General features: G+C 70.3%; 20 protein-coding genes and 1 pseudogene. 18 read left to right on the top strand and 3 right to left on the bottom strand.

Annotated elements, in window-relative coordinates; genetic code table 11:
• Nucleotides 1-2 precede the first annotated feature (2 nt).
• The 3 genes and pseudogenes from ABZX67_RS03675 to ABZX67_RS03685 form a co-directional block, all read right to left on the bottom strand.
• Nucleotides 3-2,783 (bottom strand): RNA repair domain-containing protein, encoded by a 2,781-nt coding sequence (locus ABZX67_RS03675; RefSeq protein ID WP_355353895.1) that lies wholly within the window; start codon nt 2,781-2,783, stop codon nt 3-5.
• A gap of 10 nt (nt 2,784-2,793) precedes the next feature.
• A pseudogene (locus ABZX67_RS03680) lies at nt 2,794-4,487 on the bottom strand (RNA ligase family protein).
• A gap of 74 nt (nt 4,488-4,561) precedes the next feature.
• Nucleotides 4,562-5,236 carry a hypothetical protein gene (locus tag ABZX67_RS03685; RefSeq protein WP_355353898.1) on the bottom strand — a complete coding sequence of 225 codons (675 nt, stop codon included), beginning with the start codon at nt 5,234-5,236 and terminating at the stop codon, nt 4,562-4,564.
• A gap of 566 nt (nt 5,237-5,802) precedes the next feature.
• Here ABZX67_RS03685 and rpsJ point away from each other — a divergent pair.
• The 18 genes from rpsJ to rplR all read left to right on the top strand — a co-directional run bounded on the left by rpsJ (nt 5,803) and on the right by rplR (nt 14,213).
• Nucleotides 5,803-6,111, top strand: coding sequence for a 30S ribosomal protein S10 (gene rpsJ, locus ABZX67_RS03690; RefSeq protein ID WP_003948644.1), 309 nt, complete (start codon nt 5,803-5,805; stop codon nt 6,109-6,111).
• Between the two features lie 13 nt (nt 6,112-6,124).
• Nucleotides 6,125-6,769, top strand: coding sequence for a 50S ribosomal protein L3 (gene rplC, locus ABZX67_RS03695; protein ID WP_355353901.1), 645 nt, complete (start codon nt 6,125-6,127; stop codon nt 6,767-6,769).
• Nucleotides 6,770-6,776: 7 nt separating this feature from the next.
• Nucleotides 6,777-7,427, top strand: a complete 651-nt coding sequence (gene rplD, locus ABZX67_RS03700; protein ID WP_355353904.1) for a 50S ribosomal protein L4 — start codon at nt 6,777-6,779, stop codon at nt 7,425-7,427.
• Nucleotides 7,427-7,741, top strand: coding sequence for a 50S ribosomal protein L23 (gene rplW, locus ABZX67_RS03705; RefSeq protein WP_355353907.1), 315 nt, complete (start codon nt 7,427-7,429; stop codon nt 7,739-7,741). Before rplD ends, rplW begins: the two co-directional genes overlap by 1 nt.
• Nucleotides 7,742-7,780: 39 nt before the next feature.
• The gene (rplB, locus tag ABZX67_RS03710) at nt 7,781-8,617 is read left to right on the top strand and encodes a 50S ribosomal protein L2 (RefSeq protein ID WP_355353910.1); all 837 of its coding nucleotides are present in this window, start codon (nt 7,781-7,783) and stop codon (nt 8,615-8,617) included.
• A gap of 12 nt (nt 8,618-8,629) precedes the next feature.
• Nucleotides 8,630-8,911, top strand: coding sequence for a 30S ribosomal protein S19 (rpsS, locus tag ABZX67_RS03715; RefSeq protein WP_004984529.1), 282 nt, complete (start codon nt 8,630-8,632; stop codon nt 8,909-8,911).
• 50 nt (nt 8,912-8,961) lie between these two features.
• Entirely contained in the window at nt 8,962-9,309 is a 348-nt protein-coding gene (gene rplV / locus ABZX67_RS03720) for a 50S ribosomal protein L22 (RefSeq protein WP_030685471.1), read from the top strand.
• Nucleotides 9,309-10,139 (top strand): 30S ribosomal protein S3, encoded by an 831-nt coding sequence (gene rpsC / locus ABZX67_RS03725; RefSeq protein WP_355353915.1) that lies wholly within the window; start codon nt 9,309-9,311, stop codon nt 10,137-10,139. The genes rplV and rpsC overlap by 1 nt, the downstream gene beginning before the upstream one ends.
• A 5-nt stretch (nt 10,140-10,144) precedes the next feature.
• Nucleotides 10,145-10,564 (top strand): 50S ribosomal protein L16, encoded by a 420-nt coding sequence (rplP, locus tag ABZX67_RS03730; protein ID WP_030494257.1) that lies wholly within the window; start codon nt 10,145-10,147, stop codon nt 10,562-10,564.
• Complete coding sequence (rpmC, locus tag ABZX67_RS03735) at nt 10,564-10,788, top strand: 50S ribosomal protein L29 (RefSeq protein WP_015035581.1); 225 nt, start codon at nt 10,564-10,566, stop codon at nt 10,786-10,788. Before rplP ends, rpmC begins: the two co-directional genes overlap by 1 nt.
• Complete coding sequence (gene rpsQ / locus ABZX67_RS03740; protein WP_039656223.1) at nt 10,788-11,072, top strand: 30S ribosomal protein S17; 285 nt, start codon at nt 10,788-10,790, stop codon at nt 11,070-11,072. The genes rpmC and rpsQ overlap by 1 nt, the downstream gene beginning before the upstream one ends.
• A gap of 142 nt (nt 11,073-11,214) precedes the next feature.
• On the top strand, nt 11,215-11,583 hold the full coding sequence (gene rplN, locus ABZX67_RS03745) for a 50S ribosomal protein L14 (RefSeq protein ID WP_003956455.1): 369 nt from the start codon (nt 11,215-11,217) through the stop codon (nt 11,581-11,583).
• Nucleotides 11,584-11,585: 2 nt separating this feature from the next.
• Nucleotides 11,586-11,909 (top strand): 50S ribosomal protein L24, encoded by a 324-nt coding sequence (gene rplX / locus ABZX67_RS03750; protein WP_031076675.1) that lies wholly within the window; start codon nt 11,586-11,588, stop codon nt 11,907-11,909.
• Nucleotides 11,909-12,466: a 50S ribosomal protein L5 gene (gene rplE, locus ABZX67_RS03755; RefSeq protein WP_004984522.1), complete on the top strand. Its 558-nt coding sequence runs from the start codon at nt 11,909-11,911 to the stop codon at nt 12,464-12,466. The genes rplX and rplE overlap by 1 nt, the downstream gene beginning before the upstream one ends.
• Nucleotides 12,467-12,471: 5 nt before the next feature.
• The gene (locus ABZX67_RS03760; protein WP_003956452.1) at nt 12,472-12,657 is read left to right on the top strand and encodes a type Z 30S ribosomal protein S14; all 186 of its coding nucleotides are present in this window, start codon (nt 12,472-12,474) and stop codon (nt 12,655-12,657) included.
• 209 nt (nt 12,658-12,866) lie between these two features.
• Nucleotides 12,867-13,265: a 30S ribosomal protein S8 gene (gene rpsH, locus ABZX67_RS03765; protein ID WP_010473942.1), complete on the top strand. Its 399-nt coding sequence runs from the start codon at nt 12,867-12,869 to the stop codon at nt 13,263-13,265.
• A gap of 21 nt (nt 13,266-13,286) precedes the next feature.
• On the top strand, nt 13,287-13,826 hold the full coding sequence (gene rplF, locus ABZX67_RS03770; RefSeq protein ID WP_355353923.1) for a 50S ribosomal protein L6: 540 nt from the start codon (nt 13,287-13,289) through the stop codon (nt 13,824-13,826).
• A gap of 3 nt (nt 13,827-13,829) precedes the next feature.
• Nucleotides 13,830-14,213 (top strand): 50S ribosomal protein L18, encoded by a 384-nt coding sequence (gene rplR / locus ABZX67_RS03775; protein ID WP_355353926.1) that lies wholly within the window; start codon nt 13,830-13,832, stop codon nt 14,211-14,213.
• Nucleotides 14,214-14,247 lie beyond the last annotated feature (34 nt).

Raw genomic sequence — 14,247 nt, forward strand, 5'->3', positions numbered from 1 at the left:
GGTCAGCGCAGGGTCGGTACGTCGCCGCCGTCCGCGCGCGTCAGCCTGACACCGGCGAGGCCCCGCAGCCGGTGCTCGGCGACGCGGGCCAGGGCCCCCTCGTCCGGCGGGGTGGCGCCCAGGCCGATCGCGTAGCGGCCGGGGGCGAACGGGCGCGGCCACGCGTGGGCGTCCGGGGCGCCCGCGGCCTCCAGGTCGGACAGCAGGGCGCGCATCCGCCCCCGAGTCCGGCCCAGTTCGGCGTCCGGGACGGTGAGGACCGCCCACGCCGCGTGGCGGCGGTGCAGGGGCGGCGGCGCCGGCAGCTCGGCCCACGCGGCGGACGCGGTGGGGGAGGCCTCCAGGATCTCCCAGGCACGGAAGAGCTCCTGCGTCAGCAGGTCACGGCCGCCCGGGCTCACCTGCTCCGTGCAGGGCCGCACCGGCGCGGTCGGCGTGAGGACCACCACCGGCGGTCGCGGGGCCGTGACCGGGCCGTCGCCCACCGGCTCGCGCCAGTCCCAGGCCGCCCACGTGGCGAAGAAGCGCCGGAGCAGATCCTCCGGTGACAGGCCGTCGTCCCCTGCCTCCCGTACCGTACGGGCCGCCAGGACGCACCACGCCAGGCCCGGCAGGCCGCCGAAGGGCGCCGCGTCCAGACCGCGCGCCCGCGCCCACGCCTTCACCTCGCGGGCGAGGCGTACGAAGGCCTCCCGGCGCGGTCCCGGTGCCGGGAGCAGCGCGTCCGCGTCGCTCACCGCGCTCAGCGCGACCGCGGCCGCTTCCGAGGGCCGAGCCGTGTCCACGAGCACCAGGTCGACACCCAGGTCCCCGACCCGCAGCCGCAGGCCCGGCACGCGGGCGCCGACCACCTCCCGTACCCCGTCGGCCTCGGGGAACGCCGCCACCAGCCGGTCGCGTACGTCCCGTGCGTCCCGTACGCCGGTGAGCCCCGGCGCGGCCGCCACCAGGTCCAGGTCGGCGCCCTCCAGGGCGCAGCCCATGCGCCGCGAGCCGACGACGTGCACCGCCGCCTCGGGCAGCGCGTCCGACACGCGGGCCGCGACCTCGCGGGCGTGCTCCGCGCGGCACGGGTCCTCAGGCCGCGGGGCACCCGGGCCGGGGTCCTCGGCCCAGCGCACCTCGCCCGTGCCCAGCGCGACCGTCGCCCGGACCCGCATCGGCTCGTCGCCGCGCCGGGACAGCAGCACCAGCTCGCCGACGCGCGCCGTCAGCGGCCCGGGCAGACGGCGCGCGCACGCGGCGGCGACGGCCTGCGGGTCGGAGGTCCTGCCCAGAGTGAGATGGGGCGTGAAACCGGACCGGCGATCCCGGCAGCGCGGGAAGCGCCGCGCCAATTCGCTCCGCAGCCTCGCCCACGGCTCCTCGCCCGCCGCGGCCGGGTCCAGCCACACGGTGGCGTCCTCCCGGTGCCCGAAGGTGTGCACGCCCTCCAGCCGGGCCTCGAAAGGCGGCACGGCGGCCGCCGCCTCGGCGAGCAGCGGTGCCGCGCGCTCGAAGGCGTACTCCGGTACGAACCCGAAGAGCAGGTTGACGTGCGGCGGCCAGCGGTCGATCTGCGGGTCGTGGTCCTCGCGCACGGCCTGGACCGGCGGCCACAGCTCGCGGGGCGGCAACCAGGCCACCGCCGTGCGGGCCGTCGGCCGCGCGTCGAGGACACCCGAGACGGCCGGTCCGTCGAAGCCTCCGTCGAAGCCGAGGTCGGCCTGGACGGCGTAGTGGTCGGAGACGTACAGCCCGTCCGCCGTGGGGGAGTCGCCGCGCAGCACCGCCGCGTCCACCCGCAGCCCGTCGGCGCGGAGCAGCACCCGGTCCAGCCGGGAGGCGCGGCCGGTGAGCGACGAGACGGCCGCCAGGGGATTGACCCCCGGGTCGAACGTCGGCGTACCGTCCGCCGGGCCGTGGACCTCGCTCCAGGCGTCGCGCATGCCGAGCGTGCGGGCGGGGGTCTCGCCGCCGTCGTTGAAGTCGCCCAGCAAAACCACCGGGGCCTCGGTGCCCGCGAGCCCCTCGGCGATCCGGGCCAGCTCCGCCTCCCGCCGCGCCGCGCCGTCGGGCGAGTGGTCGCTGCTGAGGTGCGTCGCGGCCACGACCAGCGGACCCGTGGCCGTCTCCACGACGACGGCCGCGACCGCCTTGTGCGGCCCCAGCGCGTGCAGGCCCGCCTCCCGCACGGGCAGCCGGCTGAGCAGCAGCAGCCCGCACTCGGCGACGTCCGGCCCCGCCGGGTCGGTGCCCAGCGTGTACGCCTCCCTCACCCACGGCGCGTCGAGCAGCAGGCGTAGCAGCCCGGCCTCGACCTCCTGGAGGGCGATGACGTCGGCGTCCGCCTCCTCCAGCGCCGCGAGCAGCAGCGGGCGGCGCCGGGCGCTGTCGATGCGGTCGCTGTCGTACCGGTCCCACAGGGTGTTCCAGGTCAGGACGCGCAGCCCGGCCGCGGCGGGCGTGCCGCGCGGTGCCGTGGCGGACCAATTGCCGTCGTACGCGTACGGCGTCCGCGCCGCGAAGAACGGCGCCCGCAGCAGCCGCGGGTCGCGCACCCGTCCGGCGTCGGTCGCGTCGATGCGGTCCACGCCCGTGGAGCGGTCCCAGACGATCTCGCCGTCGGCCTCGAAGAACAGCACCCGGTGCCACGGGATGTCCCCGCCGGGGACGAACGCGGACAGCGGCATCCGCTTCGGGCCCAGCCCGGGGTCCCGCCGCCGCACGCCCACCACGAACCGTGCCGGGTCGAACCGCGCGTCCCACAGCACCCGGTGGTAGATCTCCTCGCTCGTACGCATGCCTCGTGCCTCACGCCTCGTCTTCCACTGTGCCGCTCGCCCCGACGTACCAGGTGCGGTGCGCCTGGCCCGGGTACGGCGGCACGAACCGGCGCAGCTGGCCGGCGAGCACCTCCGCCGGTACGGCGTGCGCCCGGTGCGCGTTGCGGCGCGCGAGTTCGGTCTCGTCGACCAGCGCCACCACGTGCGTGACGAGCGCGTCGCGGCGGTGCGCGACCGCGTGCACCAGGGACCGCTGGTGCGGGTTGAGGGACGTGGCGTCCCACACCACGGTGCCTCCGGCGGCGAGGGCCGTGTCGAGCCGGTCGATGCCCTCGCGCAGGACGGCGCCGTTGTCCCGCTGGTCCTCGCGGGAGCCGCGCGCCGCGCGCAGCTCGTCGAGCGAGACGTACGCGCCCGGGGCCACGCCCGCGCCCATGCCCGGCAGTCGGCGCCCGAAGGTGCTCTTCCCGCTGCCCGACGGCCCGACCAGGTGGACCAGCCGCGGGAAGTCCCCGGACCGCCACCGCCAGGTCGCCGCGATCGCCTCCTCGACGGTCGCGATCCGGCCCAGCGCGTACGCCTCGCGCGCCTGCGCCACGCAGCGGTCGGCCGCTTCCGGATCGTTCACGTCATGGAACGCCTCCCGGAGCCCCTCCAGGGGCCGGGCCTCCTCCGCGTGGAGCGCGGACCACTCCACCTGCTCGCGCGCCTCGGCGGTGTCCGCGAGCGCCCCGGCCACGGCGTGCAGGAGGCCCAGGTCGGCGGCGTACGACAGCCGCAGGAGCCCGGCGCGCCGCTCCTCGTCCGGGTACGGCCGCTGCAGCCCCGGGTACAGCCCGACCAGGTCGCCGACGCGCCGCGCCAGCGGCATGCCCAGCGGCGCGACCAGCCCGGCTGCGAGCCGCGCCCTCGGGTGCCGGTGCAGCAGCGCGGCGAGCACCCCGGCGAGGCGGTCGTCGCCCGACCGGCCGAGCCCGTCGAGCCGCGCGGCCGCCTCCGAGGCGGCCCGGGCGTCCGCGCCCTCCGGCAGGCCGACCGCGGCCGCGAGCGCCTCGGCGTCGGGCGCCGCCCCGGACCGGACGTCCCACAGCGCGGCGCGCGGACCGAGCCCGTTCTCCACGACGGCGGCGTACATCCAGTGCGCGTCGGTCGTCACGTGCCGGGGCCGCACCCACTTCGCCACCCGCCGCGCGAACTCCCCGTACCCGAAGCCCTCGACCGTCCGCACGACGTACCCCTCCTGGCGGCAGGTGTCGAGGCTCCGGCTCAGCGCGCGCAGCGCCCGCCCGTCGAAGGTGCCCCGCCACAGGACCGGCGGCGCGGGAACCCCCAGCCGCCGCAGGAACGCCACGGTCCGGTCCCAGTCCAGGCACCGGTCCCGGTCGTCCCACACCGAGAATCCGTAGAACCAGCTCTCCAGATCGCCGTACGCGATCGAGTGCCGCGCGTACATGTTCTCGCCGCACACCCGCCACCCGGCCGGGACGCGGGCGGCGATCCGCCCTGCAGGCCCTTGACCCAGGCCCGCGAGGGATGGTGCGCCGAGTCGAGGGAGCGGGCGTGCAGCCCGTCGGCGTACAGGGTCGTGTTCTCGCCGTCGAGCTTCTCGGTGACCACGACCTCCCGGCCCACCAGCCCGGCGAGGTCCCCGGCCCGCACATCGTCGGCGGCGGCGCCGGGAGACCAGGGCAAGTGGGGCGTGCGGGGGTACGACGTACGCACGTTCCCCCCGGTTTCCTCGCTTGATCGCCGACTCCGTACCGTAAGCGCCCTTTCCGGCGCCGCGCACGCGGATATCAGCGTCCGCGTTCCCAGGTGTGCAGCACCGCGAGTGCGTAGGCGACACGGACGTCCAGGTGCCGGGGGGCGACGCGGTAGACCTTGCCGACGCCCCGGTAGTCGAGCACGGTGCCGGCGCCGGGTGCGCGCCAGCGGGTCCGGGTCGGTCTCGCGACCGTGTCGTCGTCGGGCTCGCCCACGAAGAACGAGTACACCGCTACGGCGAGCGCGACGAGGAGCCAGACGGGGGCGGTCGTCACATAGACGAGCCACGCGTACCAGGTGCCGGACCTGCCCGTGACGGTCCGCGGCGGATGGGTGAGCTGCGCCGACCACCGGACGCGGCGGGGCCAGGGCAGCAACCGGCCGGCGCGGCGGGTGATCCTGGCCAGGGGTGTGCCGTCGGGCGCGAGGACGTCGTGGACGTCCGGGGCGGCGGGGCGGACGGAGCAGGACGGGCTGCCGTCCCGCCCGTCGTCGATCCAGAAGGGCACGGGCGCCCGGCGGCTCCAGCGCTGCGTGGTGCGCGGGGTGTGGACCCGGGCCAGCGGGGTGTCCTCGGGGCGCCGGGCGGTCGTCAGCCGGATCGTCGAGGCCATCTCGGCGTCGGGCGGCAGGTGCGGCGGCCGTGGCCCGGACACGGGAACCGGGTTGTTCACGGCGACCAGGAACGCGTACGGGGTGTCGGTCACGTCGTTCACGGTGTCATCCGACCATTTCCCCCATGATCCGGTTTCCGGTCTCCGGGCGGTGGCCCCGCCCGGAACGGCCGGCGATCATAGTGGCGGCTCCGTACGAGGCCGGCCCCGGCCGGCCCTGGCCGGACCGCGGGCTTCCGCGTGCCGCGGTTTGACACGCAACCCCCGCGGGGTAATCTCTTCGGCTCGATTGGCGTCGGCCAGGCCCGGTGTGGCAGACTGTCCGGGTTGCTCGGTTGAGTGCCGATGCTGCGCGCCTCCCGCCGGGAGGACCGGAAGCGAGTCCCACAGTACTCGTCGCCTCTGATCAGGGGCGGACGTACGGGAATCTTCCGGGAAGCGTCAGCGGGGCGCCGACCAGGCACCCGGTGGCCAGGCGCGTCCATACGTCGATCCCCGGTCTCGCGGTCCACAGGCCCGCACCCCCTCGGTTGGGAAATCCTTCGGGATATCTACATAGAGGGAGTGCGACACGCCCGACCGCGTGGGTCGGAGATCAGGACAGGGCGCGGACCCACCAGGTACCAGAGCGTTACGAGAGACAGGACTACTGAGTAGCCATGGCGGGACAGAAGATCCGCATCCGGCTCAAGGCCTACGACCACGAGGTCATCGACTCCTCGGCGAAGAAGATCGTCGAGACGGTGACCCGTACCGGTGCGTCGGTCGCGGGCCCGGTGCCGCTGCCCACTGAGAAGAACGTGTACTGCGTCATCAAGTCGCCGCACAAGTACAAGGACTCGCGCGAGCACTTCGAGATGCGCACGCACAAGCGCCTCATCGACATCCTCGACCCCACGCCGAAGACGGTTGACTCGCTCATGCGCCTCGACCTGCCGGCCGGCGTCGACATCGAGATCAAGCTCTGAGGTGACGCGCGAGATGGCTAAGAACATTCAGGGCGTCCTGGGCGAGAAGCTCGGCATGACCCAGGTCTGGGACGAGAACAACCGGGTCGTCCCGGTGACCGTCGTCAAGGCCGGGCCGTGCGTCGTCACCCAGGTCCGCACCAACGACACCGACGGCTACGAGGCGGTCCAGATCGCCTTCGGCGAGATCGACCCGCGCAAGGTGAACAAGCCCCTCAAGGGTCACTTCGCCAAGGCCGACGTCACCCCGCGCCGCCACCTGGTGGAGATCCGCACCGCCAACGCCAGCGAGTACACCCTCGGCCAGGAGATCACGGCCGACGTGTTCGAGGCGGGCGTGAAGGTCGACGTCACCGGCAAGAGCAAGGGCAAGGGCTTCGCCGGTGTCATGAAGCGCCACAACTTCCGTGGCCTGGGCGCCGGACACGGCACCCAGCGCAAGCACCGCTCGCCCGGTTCCATCGGTGGCTGCGCCACCCCGGGCCGTGTGTTCAAGGGCCTCCGCATGGCGGGCCGCATGGGCAACGAGCGGGTCACCACCCAGAACCTGACCGTCCACGCCGTTGACGCGGAGAAGGGTCTGCTCCTGATCAAGGGTGCGGTCCCCGGTCCGAACGGCGGCCTCGTCCTGGTCCGTACCGCGGCCAAGGGGGCCTGAGGTAACGATGAGCACCATTGACATCCTTTCGCCGGCAGGCGACAAGGCCGGTACCGTCGAGCTCCCCGCGGAGATCTTCGACGCGAAGACCAGCGTTCCGCTGATCCACCAGGTCGTCGTCGCACAGCTGGCCGCTGCCCGCCAGGGCACGCACAAGACCAAGACCCGTGGCGAAGTCCGCGGTGGCGGCAAGAAGCCGTACCGCCAGAAGGGCACCGGCCGCGCCCGTCAGGGCTCGACCCGCGCCCCGCAGTTCGCCGGCGGTGGCGTCGTCCACGGCCCCGTGCCGCGTGACTACTCGCAGCGCACCCCGAAGAAGATGAAGGCCGCCGCCCTCCGCGGTGCCCTCTCGGACCGGGCGCGCCACTCCCGCATCCACGTCGTCTCCGGCGTGGTCGAGGGCGAGATCTCCACCAAGGCCGCGAAGACGCTGTTCGGCAAGATCTCGGAGCGCAAGAACCTGCTCCTGGTCGCCGAGCGCTCCGACGAGGCCGCGTGGCTGTCCGCCCGCAACCTGCCCCAGGTGCACATCCTGGAGCCGGGCCAGCTGAACACGTACGACGTGCTCGTCTCCGACGACGTGGTCTTCACCAAGGCCGCCTTCGAGTCCTTCGTGTCTGGCCCCAAGGCCGCTGACAACGAGGGGAGCGAGGCCTGATGGCCGAGATCACCAGCAAGACCTTCACGGACCCGCGCGACATTCTCGTCAAGCCGGTTGTCTCCGAGAAGAGCTACGCGCTGCTGGACGAGAACAAGTACACGTTCATCGTCGACCCGCGCGCGAACAAGACCCAGATCAAGCAGGCCGTCGAGGCGGTCTGGTCGGTCAAGGTCGTTGGGGTCAACACGATCAACCGCCAGGGCAAGCGCAAGCGCACCCGCACCGGTTTCGGCAAGCGCGCCGACACCAAGCGCGCCATCGTGACCCTTGCCGAGGGCAGCCGAATCGACATCTTCGGCCAGGCCTCCTAACGGAGTGCCCTGGTCCGAATATCGGACGAGGACTGAGAAATGGGTATCCGCAAGTACAAGCCGACGACTCCGGGCCGTCGTGGCTCCAGCGTCGCCGACTTCGTCGAGATCACGCGGTCCACGCCGGAGAAGTCGCTGGTCCGCCCCCTGCACAGCAAGGGCGGCCGTAACAACACCGGTCGTGTGACCGTCCGTCACCAGGGCGGTGGCCACAAGCGCGCCTACCGCGTGATCGACTTCCGTCGTCACGACAAGGACGGCGTGCCGGCCAAGGTCGCTCACATCGAGTACGACCCCAACCGCACCGCGCGCATCGCTCTGCTCCACTACGCGGACGGCGAGAAGCGCTACATCATCGCTCCGCGTGGCCTGAACCAGGGCGACCGGATCGAGAACGGCCCCGCGGCCGACATCAAGCCGGGCAACAACCTGGCCCTGCGCAACATCCCGGTCGGTACCACGATCCACGCGATCGAGCTCCGTCCCGGTGGCGGCGCCAAGTTCGCCCGCTCCGCCGGTGCCTCCGTGCAGCTGCTCGCGAAGGAGGGCTCGATGGCCCACCTGCGCATGCCGTCCGGTGAGATCCGTCTGGTCGACGTCCGCTGCCGCGCCACCATCGGCGAGGTCGGCAACGCCGAGCAGTCGAACATCAACTGGGGCAAGGCCGGCCGCAAGCGCTGGCTGGGCGTCCGCCCGACCGTTCGTGGTGTCGCCATGAACCCGGTCGACCACCCGCACGGTGGTGGTGAGGGCAAGACCTCCGGTGGTCGCCACCCGGTCTCGCCCTGGGGTCAGAAGGAGGGTCGTACTCGTTCTCCCAAGAAGGCGAGCAACAAGTACATCGTCCGCCGCCGCAAGACGAACAAGAAGCGCTAGGAGCGGGTTTAGATGCCGCGCAGTCTCAAGAAGGGGCCCTTCGTCGACGACCACCTGATCAAGAAGGTGGACGCCCAGAACGAAGCAGGCACCAAGAACGTCATCAAGACCTGGTCCCGTCGCTCGATGATCGTCCCGGCCATGCTCGGCCACACGATCGCGGTGCACAACGGCAAGACCCACATCCCGGTGTTCGTCACCGAGTCGATGGTCGGCCACAAGCTCGGCGAGTTCTCGCCGACGCGCACCTTCCGGGGTCACGTCAAGGAAGACCGGAAGTCGAAGCGCCGCTAGTAGCGGGGTGAAAGACCATGACGAACGTGTCAGACACTGAAGGGACAACCATGGAAGCCAGGGCCCAGGCGCGGTACATCCGCGTCACGCCCATGAAGGCCCGCCGCGTGGTGGACCTCATCCGTGGCATGGACGCCACGGAGGCTCAGGCGGTCCTGCGTTTCGCCCCGCAGGCCGCGAGCGTGCCGGTGGGCAAGGTGCTGGACAGCGCCATTGCCAACGCCGCGCACAACTACGACCACACGGACGCCTCTTCGCTGTACATCAGCGAGGCGTACGTTGACGAGGGCCCGACCCTGAAGCGGTTCCGTCCGCGTGCTCAGGGCCGTGCCTACCGGATCCGCAAGCGGACCAGCCACATCACCGTGGTCGTCAGCAGCAAGGAAGGAACCCGGTAATGGGCCAGAAGGTAAACCCGCACGGGTTCCGGCTCGGCATCACCACCGACTTCAAGTCGCGCTGGTACGCCGACAAGCTGTACAAGGACTACGTCAAGGAAGACGTCGCCATCCGTCGGATGATGACGTCCGGCATGGAGCGCGCCGGCATCTCGAAGGTGGAGATCGAGCGCACCCGTGACCGTGTCCGCGTGGACATCCACACCGCGCGTCCGGGCATCGTCATCGGCCGCCGTGGCGCCGAGGCCGACCGCATCCGCGGTGACCTCGAGAAGCTCACGGGCAAGCAGGTCCAGCTGAACATCCTCGAGGTCAAGAACCCCGAGGTCGACGCTCAGCTCGTGGCCCAGGCCGTTGCCGAGCAGCTGTCCTCCCGCGTCTCCTTCCGCCGCGCCATGCGTAAGAGCATGCAGTCGGCGATGAAGGCGGGCGCCAAGGGCATCAAGATCCAGTGTGGCGGCCGTCTCGGCGGCGCCGAGATGTCCCGCTCGGAGTTCTACCGCGAGGGCCGTGTGCCGCTGCACACGCTCCGCGCGAACGTCGAGTACGGCTTCTTCGAGGCCAAGACGACCTTCGGCCGCATCGGCGTGAAGGTCTGGATCTACAAGGGCGACGTCAAGAACATCGCCGAGGTCCGCGCCGAGAACGCCGCTGCCCGCGCCGGCAACCGCCCGGCCCGTGGTGGCGCTGACCGCCCCGCCGGCCGTGGTGGCCGCGGTGGCGAGCGTGGCGGTCGCGGTCGCAAGCCGCAGCAGAACGCCGGCGCCGAGGCCCCCAAGGCCGAGGCCGCCGCCGCTGCTCCGGCTGAGAGCACCGGAACGGAGGCCTGACCGAAATGCTGATCCCCCGTAGGGTCAAGCACCGCAAGCAGCACCACCCGAAGCGCAACGGTATGTCCAAGGGTGGCACGCAGGTTGCGTTCGGCGAGTACGGCATTCAGGCCCTCACCCCGGCCTACGTGACCAACCGCCAGATCGAGGCCGCGCGTATCGCGATGACCCGCCACATCAAGCGTGGCGGCAAGGTCTGGATCAACATCTACCCGGACCGTCCGCTCACGAAGAAGCCTGCCGAGACCCGCATGGGTTCCGGTAAGGGTTCCCCGGAGTGGTGGATCGCGAACGTCAAGCCTGGTCGGGTGATGTTCGAGCTGTCCTACCCGAACGAGAAGATCGCGCGTGAGGCCCTGACTCGTGCCGCCCACAAGCTGCCGATGAAGTGCAAGATCGTCAAGCGCGAGGCAGGTGAGCTGTGATGTCGGCCGGTACCAAGGCGTCCGAGCTGCGCGAGCTGGGCAACGAGGAGCTTCTCAACAAGCTCCGCGAGGCCAAGGAAGAGCTGTTCAACCTCCGCTTCCAGGCGGCGACCGGGCAGCTCGAGAACCACGGTCGGCTCAAGTCCGTCCGTAAGGACATCGCCCGGATCTACACCCTGATGCGCGAGCGCGAGCTGGGCATCGAGACGGTGGAGAGCGCCTGATGAGCGAGAGCAACGTGACTGAGAACAAGGAAGCGCGCGGTTTCCGCAAGACCCGTGAGGGTCTGGTCGTCAGCGACAAGATGGACAAGACCGTCGTCGTCGCCGTCGAGGACCGCGTCAAGCACGCGCTGTACGGCAAGGTCATCCGCCGTACGAACAAGCTCAAGGCGCACGACGAGCAGAACGCCGCGGGCGTCGGCGACCGCGTCCTCCTCATGGAGACCCGGCCGCTGTCCGCGACGAAGCGCTGGCGCGTCGTCGAGATCCTCGAGAAGGCCAAGTAATTTTGCGGGGGACTGCGTCCTCACCGGCTCAGTCCCCGCATGCCCCTCGCTGAGGCGTCACTGCCCCAGCATTTAGTTCCGCCAGGCTCGGCAGGGCCTTCGCAGGCCCTGCCGGGAACCGGCAGACGATCAGGAGATAGACGTGATCCAGCAGGAGTCGCGACTGCGTGTCGCCGACAACACTGGTGCCAAGGAGATCCTTTGCATCCGTGTTCTCGGTGGTTCCGGTCGCCGCTACGCGGGCATCGGTGACGTCATCGTCGCCACCGTCAAGGACGCGATCCCCGGTGGCAACGTGAAGAAGGGTGACGTCGTCAAGGCGGTCATCGTTCGCACCGTCAAGGAGCGCCGCCGCCAGGACGGCTCGTACATCCGCTTCGACGAGAACGCCGCCGTCATTCTGAAGAACGACGGCGACCCTCGCGGCACCCGTATCTTCGGCCCCGTGGGCCGTGAGCTGCGCGAGAAGAAGTTCATGAAGATCATCTCGCTCGCGCCGGAGGTGCTGTAAGCATGAAGATCAAGAAGGGCGACCTGGTCCAGGTCATCACCGGTAAGGACAAGGGCAAGCAGGGCAAGGTCATCGCGGCCTTCCCCCGCGAGGACCGCGTCCTGGTCGAGGGTGTCAACCGGGTCAAGAAGCACACCAAGGCCGGTCAGACCGCTCGCGGTTCGCAGACCGGTGGGATCATCACCACCGAGGCCCCCATTCACGTGAGCAACGTTCAGCTCGTCGTGGAGAAGGACGGCAAGAAGGTCGTGACCCGCGTCGGTTACCGCTTCGACGACGAGGGCAACAAGATCCGCGTTGCCAAGCGGACGGGTGAGGACATCTGATGGCTACCACCACCACTCCGCGTCTGAAGACGAAGTACCGCGAGGAGATCGCGGGCAAGCTGCGTGAGGAGTTCTCGTACGAGAACGTCATGCAGGTCCCGGGCCTCGTCAAGATCGTGGTCAACATGGGTGTGGGCGACGCCGCCCGCGACTCCAAGCTGATCGAGGGCGCCATCCGCGACCTCACCACGATCACCGGTCAGAAGCCGGCCGTCACCAAGGCCCGCAAGTCCATCGCGCAGTTCAAGCTGCGTGAGGGCCAGCCGATCGGTGCCCACGTCACGCTCCGTGGCGACCGCATGTGGGAGTTCCTGGACCGCACCCTGTCGCTCGCGCTCCCGCGCATCCGCGACTTCCGCGGCCTGTCCCCCAAGCAGTTCGACGGCCGTGGCAACTACACCTTCGGTCTCACGGAGCAGGTCATGTTCCACGAGATCGACCAGGACAAGATCGACCGTGTCCGGGGTATGGACATCACCGTGGTGACCACGGCGACCAACGACGAAGAGGGCCGCGCGCTCCTCCGTCACCTCGGCTTCCCCTTCAAGGAGGCGTAAGCGAGATGGCGAAGAAGGCTCTCATCGCGAAGGCTGCCCGCAAGCCCAAGTTCGGCGTGCGCGCGTACACCCGCTGCCAGCGCTGCGGTCGTCCGCACTCCGTCTACCGCAAGTTCGGCCTGTGCCGCGTGTGCCTCCGTGAGATGGCTCACCGTGGCGAGCTGCCGGGCGTGACCAAGAGCTCCTGGTAATCCCTTAGTTGGGATGACCGGAGTCTCTCGGTAAGCATCTGGTCCGGCAGGAGCCCTTCCCCGCATGTCGTAGGCTTGTGGGGTTGGGCGCCTGCCGCCCGTACGACTTACTACGCCGTAGGTCCCCGCGCCGCACCCGTCCCGCCCATGAGTGGGGAGAGGGATGGCGCACATAGGAAACCCCGGCGAGAGAGGCCGAAGGCCAATTCATGACCATGACTGATCCGATCGCAGACATGCTTACGCGTCTGCGGAACGCGAACTCGGCGTACCACGACACCGTGACGATGCCGCACAGCAAGATCAAGTCTCACATCGCGGAGATCCTCAAGCAGGAGGGCTTCATCACGGGCTGGAAGGTCGAGGACGCCGAGGTCGGCAAGAACCTCGTCCTCGAGCTCAAGTTCGGCCCGAACCGTGAGCGCTCCATCGCGGGCATCAAGCGGATCTCGAAGCCCGGTCTCCGGGTCTACGCGAAGTCCACCAACCTGCCGAAGGTCCTCGGCGGCCTGGGCGTGGCGATCATCTCCACGTCCCACGGTCTCCTGACCGGCCAGCAGGCGCAGAAGAAGGGCGTGGGTGGGGAAGTCCTCGCCTACGTCTGGTAGTCGGGAACGGAGGAAAAGCCAATGTCGCGTATCGGCAAGCTCCCCATCACGGTTCCCGCCGGTGTGGACGTCACCATCGATGGCCGTACGGTTTCGGTGAAGGGCCCCAAGGGCACCCTCACCCACACCGTCGCCGCCCCGATCGAGATCGTCAAGGGTGAGGACGGCGTTCTGAACGTCACCCGCCCGAACGATGAGCGTCAGAACAAGGCCCTCCACGGCCTGTCCCGCACGCTGGTGGCCAACATGATCACCGGTGTGACCCAGGGGTACACGAAGGCGCTCGAGATCAGCGGTGTCGGTTACCGCGTCGCCGCGAAGGGCTCCAACCTGGAGTTCCAGCTCGGTTACAGCCACCCGATCCTGGTGGAGGCCCCCGAGGGGATCTCCTTCAAGGTCGAGTCGCCGACCAAGTTCTCGGTCGAGGGCATCGACAAGCAGAAGGTCGGCGAGGTCGCCGCGAACATCCGCAAGCTGCGCAAGCCCGACCCGTACAAGGCCAAGGGCGTGAAGTACGCGGGCGAGGTCATCCGCCGCAAGGTCGGAAAGGCTGGTAAGTAAGCCATGGCATACGGTACGAAGATCGCCAAGGGCGACGCTTACAAGCGCGCTGCTAAGGCGCGTCGCCACATCCGTATCCGCAAGAACGTCTCGGGTACGCCGGAGCGTCCGCGCCTCGTCGTCACCCGGTCCAACCGCGGCATCACCGCTCAGGTCATCGACGACATCGCGGGTCACACCCTGGCGTCGGCGTCCACCCTGGACGCGTCCATCCGCGGCGGCGAAGGCGACAAGTCGGCGAAGGCGAAGCAGGTCGGCCAGCTCGTGGCCGAGCGTGCCAAGGCCGCCGGCGTCGAAGCTGTCGTGTTCGACCGTGGCGGCAACCGCTACGCCGGGCGCATCGCCGCCCTGGCGGATGCCGCCCGTGAAGCCGGCCTGAAGTTCTGAGCCGGTTCCGCACGTAGGAAGACTAGGAAGGAAA

Origin of the sequence: Streptomyces sp. NPDC003036 (genome assembly GCF_040611175.1) — a bacterium.
Taxonomy (GTDB): domain Bacteria; phylum Actinomycetota; class Actinomycetes; order Streptomycetales; family Streptomycetaceae; genus Streptomyces.

Bases quoted from the DNA above. Each gene is read 5' to 3' on its own strand.
- ABZX67_RS03675 (WP_355353895.1), bottom strand. From the start codon at position 2,783: ATGCGTACGAGCGAGGAGATCTACCACCGGGTGCTGTGGGACGCGCGG.
- rpsJ (WP_003948644.1), top strand. From the start codon at position 5,803: ATGGCGGGACAGAAGATCCGCATCCGGCTCAAGGCCTACGACCACGAG.
- rplC (WP_355353901.1), top strand. From the start codon at position 6,125: ATGGCTAAGAACATTCAGGGCGTCCTGGGCGAGAAGCTCGGCATGACC.
- rplD (WP_355353904.1), top strand. From the start codon at position 6,777: ATGAGCACCATTGACATCCTTTCGCCGGCAGGCGACAAGGCCGGTACC.
- rplW (WP_355353907.1), top strand. From the start codon at position 7,427: ATGGCCGAGATCACCAGCAAGACCTTCACGGACCCGCGCGACATTCTC.
- rplB (WP_355353910.1), top strand. From the start codon at position 7,781: ATGGGTATCCGCAAGTACAAGCCGACGACTCCGGGCCGTCGTGGCTCC.
- rpsS (WP_004984529.1), top strand. From the start codon at position 8,630: ATGCCGCGCAGTCTCAAGAAGGGGCCCTTCGTCGACGACCACCTGATC.
- rplV (WP_030685471.1), top strand. From the start codon at position 8,962: ATGGAAGCCAGGGCCCAGGCGCGGTACATCCGCGTCACGCCCATGAAG.
- rpsC (WP_355353915.1), top strand. From the start codon at position 9,309: ATGGGCCAGAAGGTAAACCCGCACGGGTTCCGGCTCGGCATCACCACC.
- rplP (WP_030494257.1), top strand. From the start codon at position 10,145: ATGCTGATCCCCCGTAGGGTCAAGCACCGCAAGCAGCACCACCCGAAG.
- rpmC (WP_015035581.1), top strand. From the start codon at position 10,564: ATGTCGGCCGGTACCAAGGCGTCCGAGCTGCGCGAGCTGGGCAACGAG.
- rpsQ (WP_039656223.1), top strand. From the start codon at position 10,788: ATGAGCGAGAGCAACGTGACTGAGAACAAGGAAGCGCGCGGTTTCCGC.
- rplX (WP_031076675.1), top strand. From the start codon at position 11,586: ATGAAGATCAAGAAGGGCGACCTGGTCCAGGTCATCACCGGTAAGGAC.
- rplE (WP_004984522.1), top strand. From the start codon at position 11,909: ATGGCTACCACCACCACTCCGCGTCTGAAGACGAAGTACCGCGAGGAG.
- ABZX67_RS03760 (WP_003956452.1), top strand. From the start codon at position 12,472: ATGGCGAAGAAGGCTCTCATCGCGAAGGCTGCCCGCAAGCCCAAGTTC.
- rpsH (WP_010473942.1), top strand. From the start codon at position 12,867: ATGACCATGACTGATCCGATCGCAGACATGCTTACGCGTCTGCGGAAC.
- rplF (WP_355353923.1), top strand. From the start codon at position 13,287: ATGTCGCGTATCGGCAAGCTCCCCATCACGGTTCCCGCCGGTGTGGAC.
- rplR (WP_355353926.1), top strand. From the start codon at position 13,830: ATGGCATACGGTACGAAGATCGCCAAGGGCGACGCTTACAAGCGCGCT.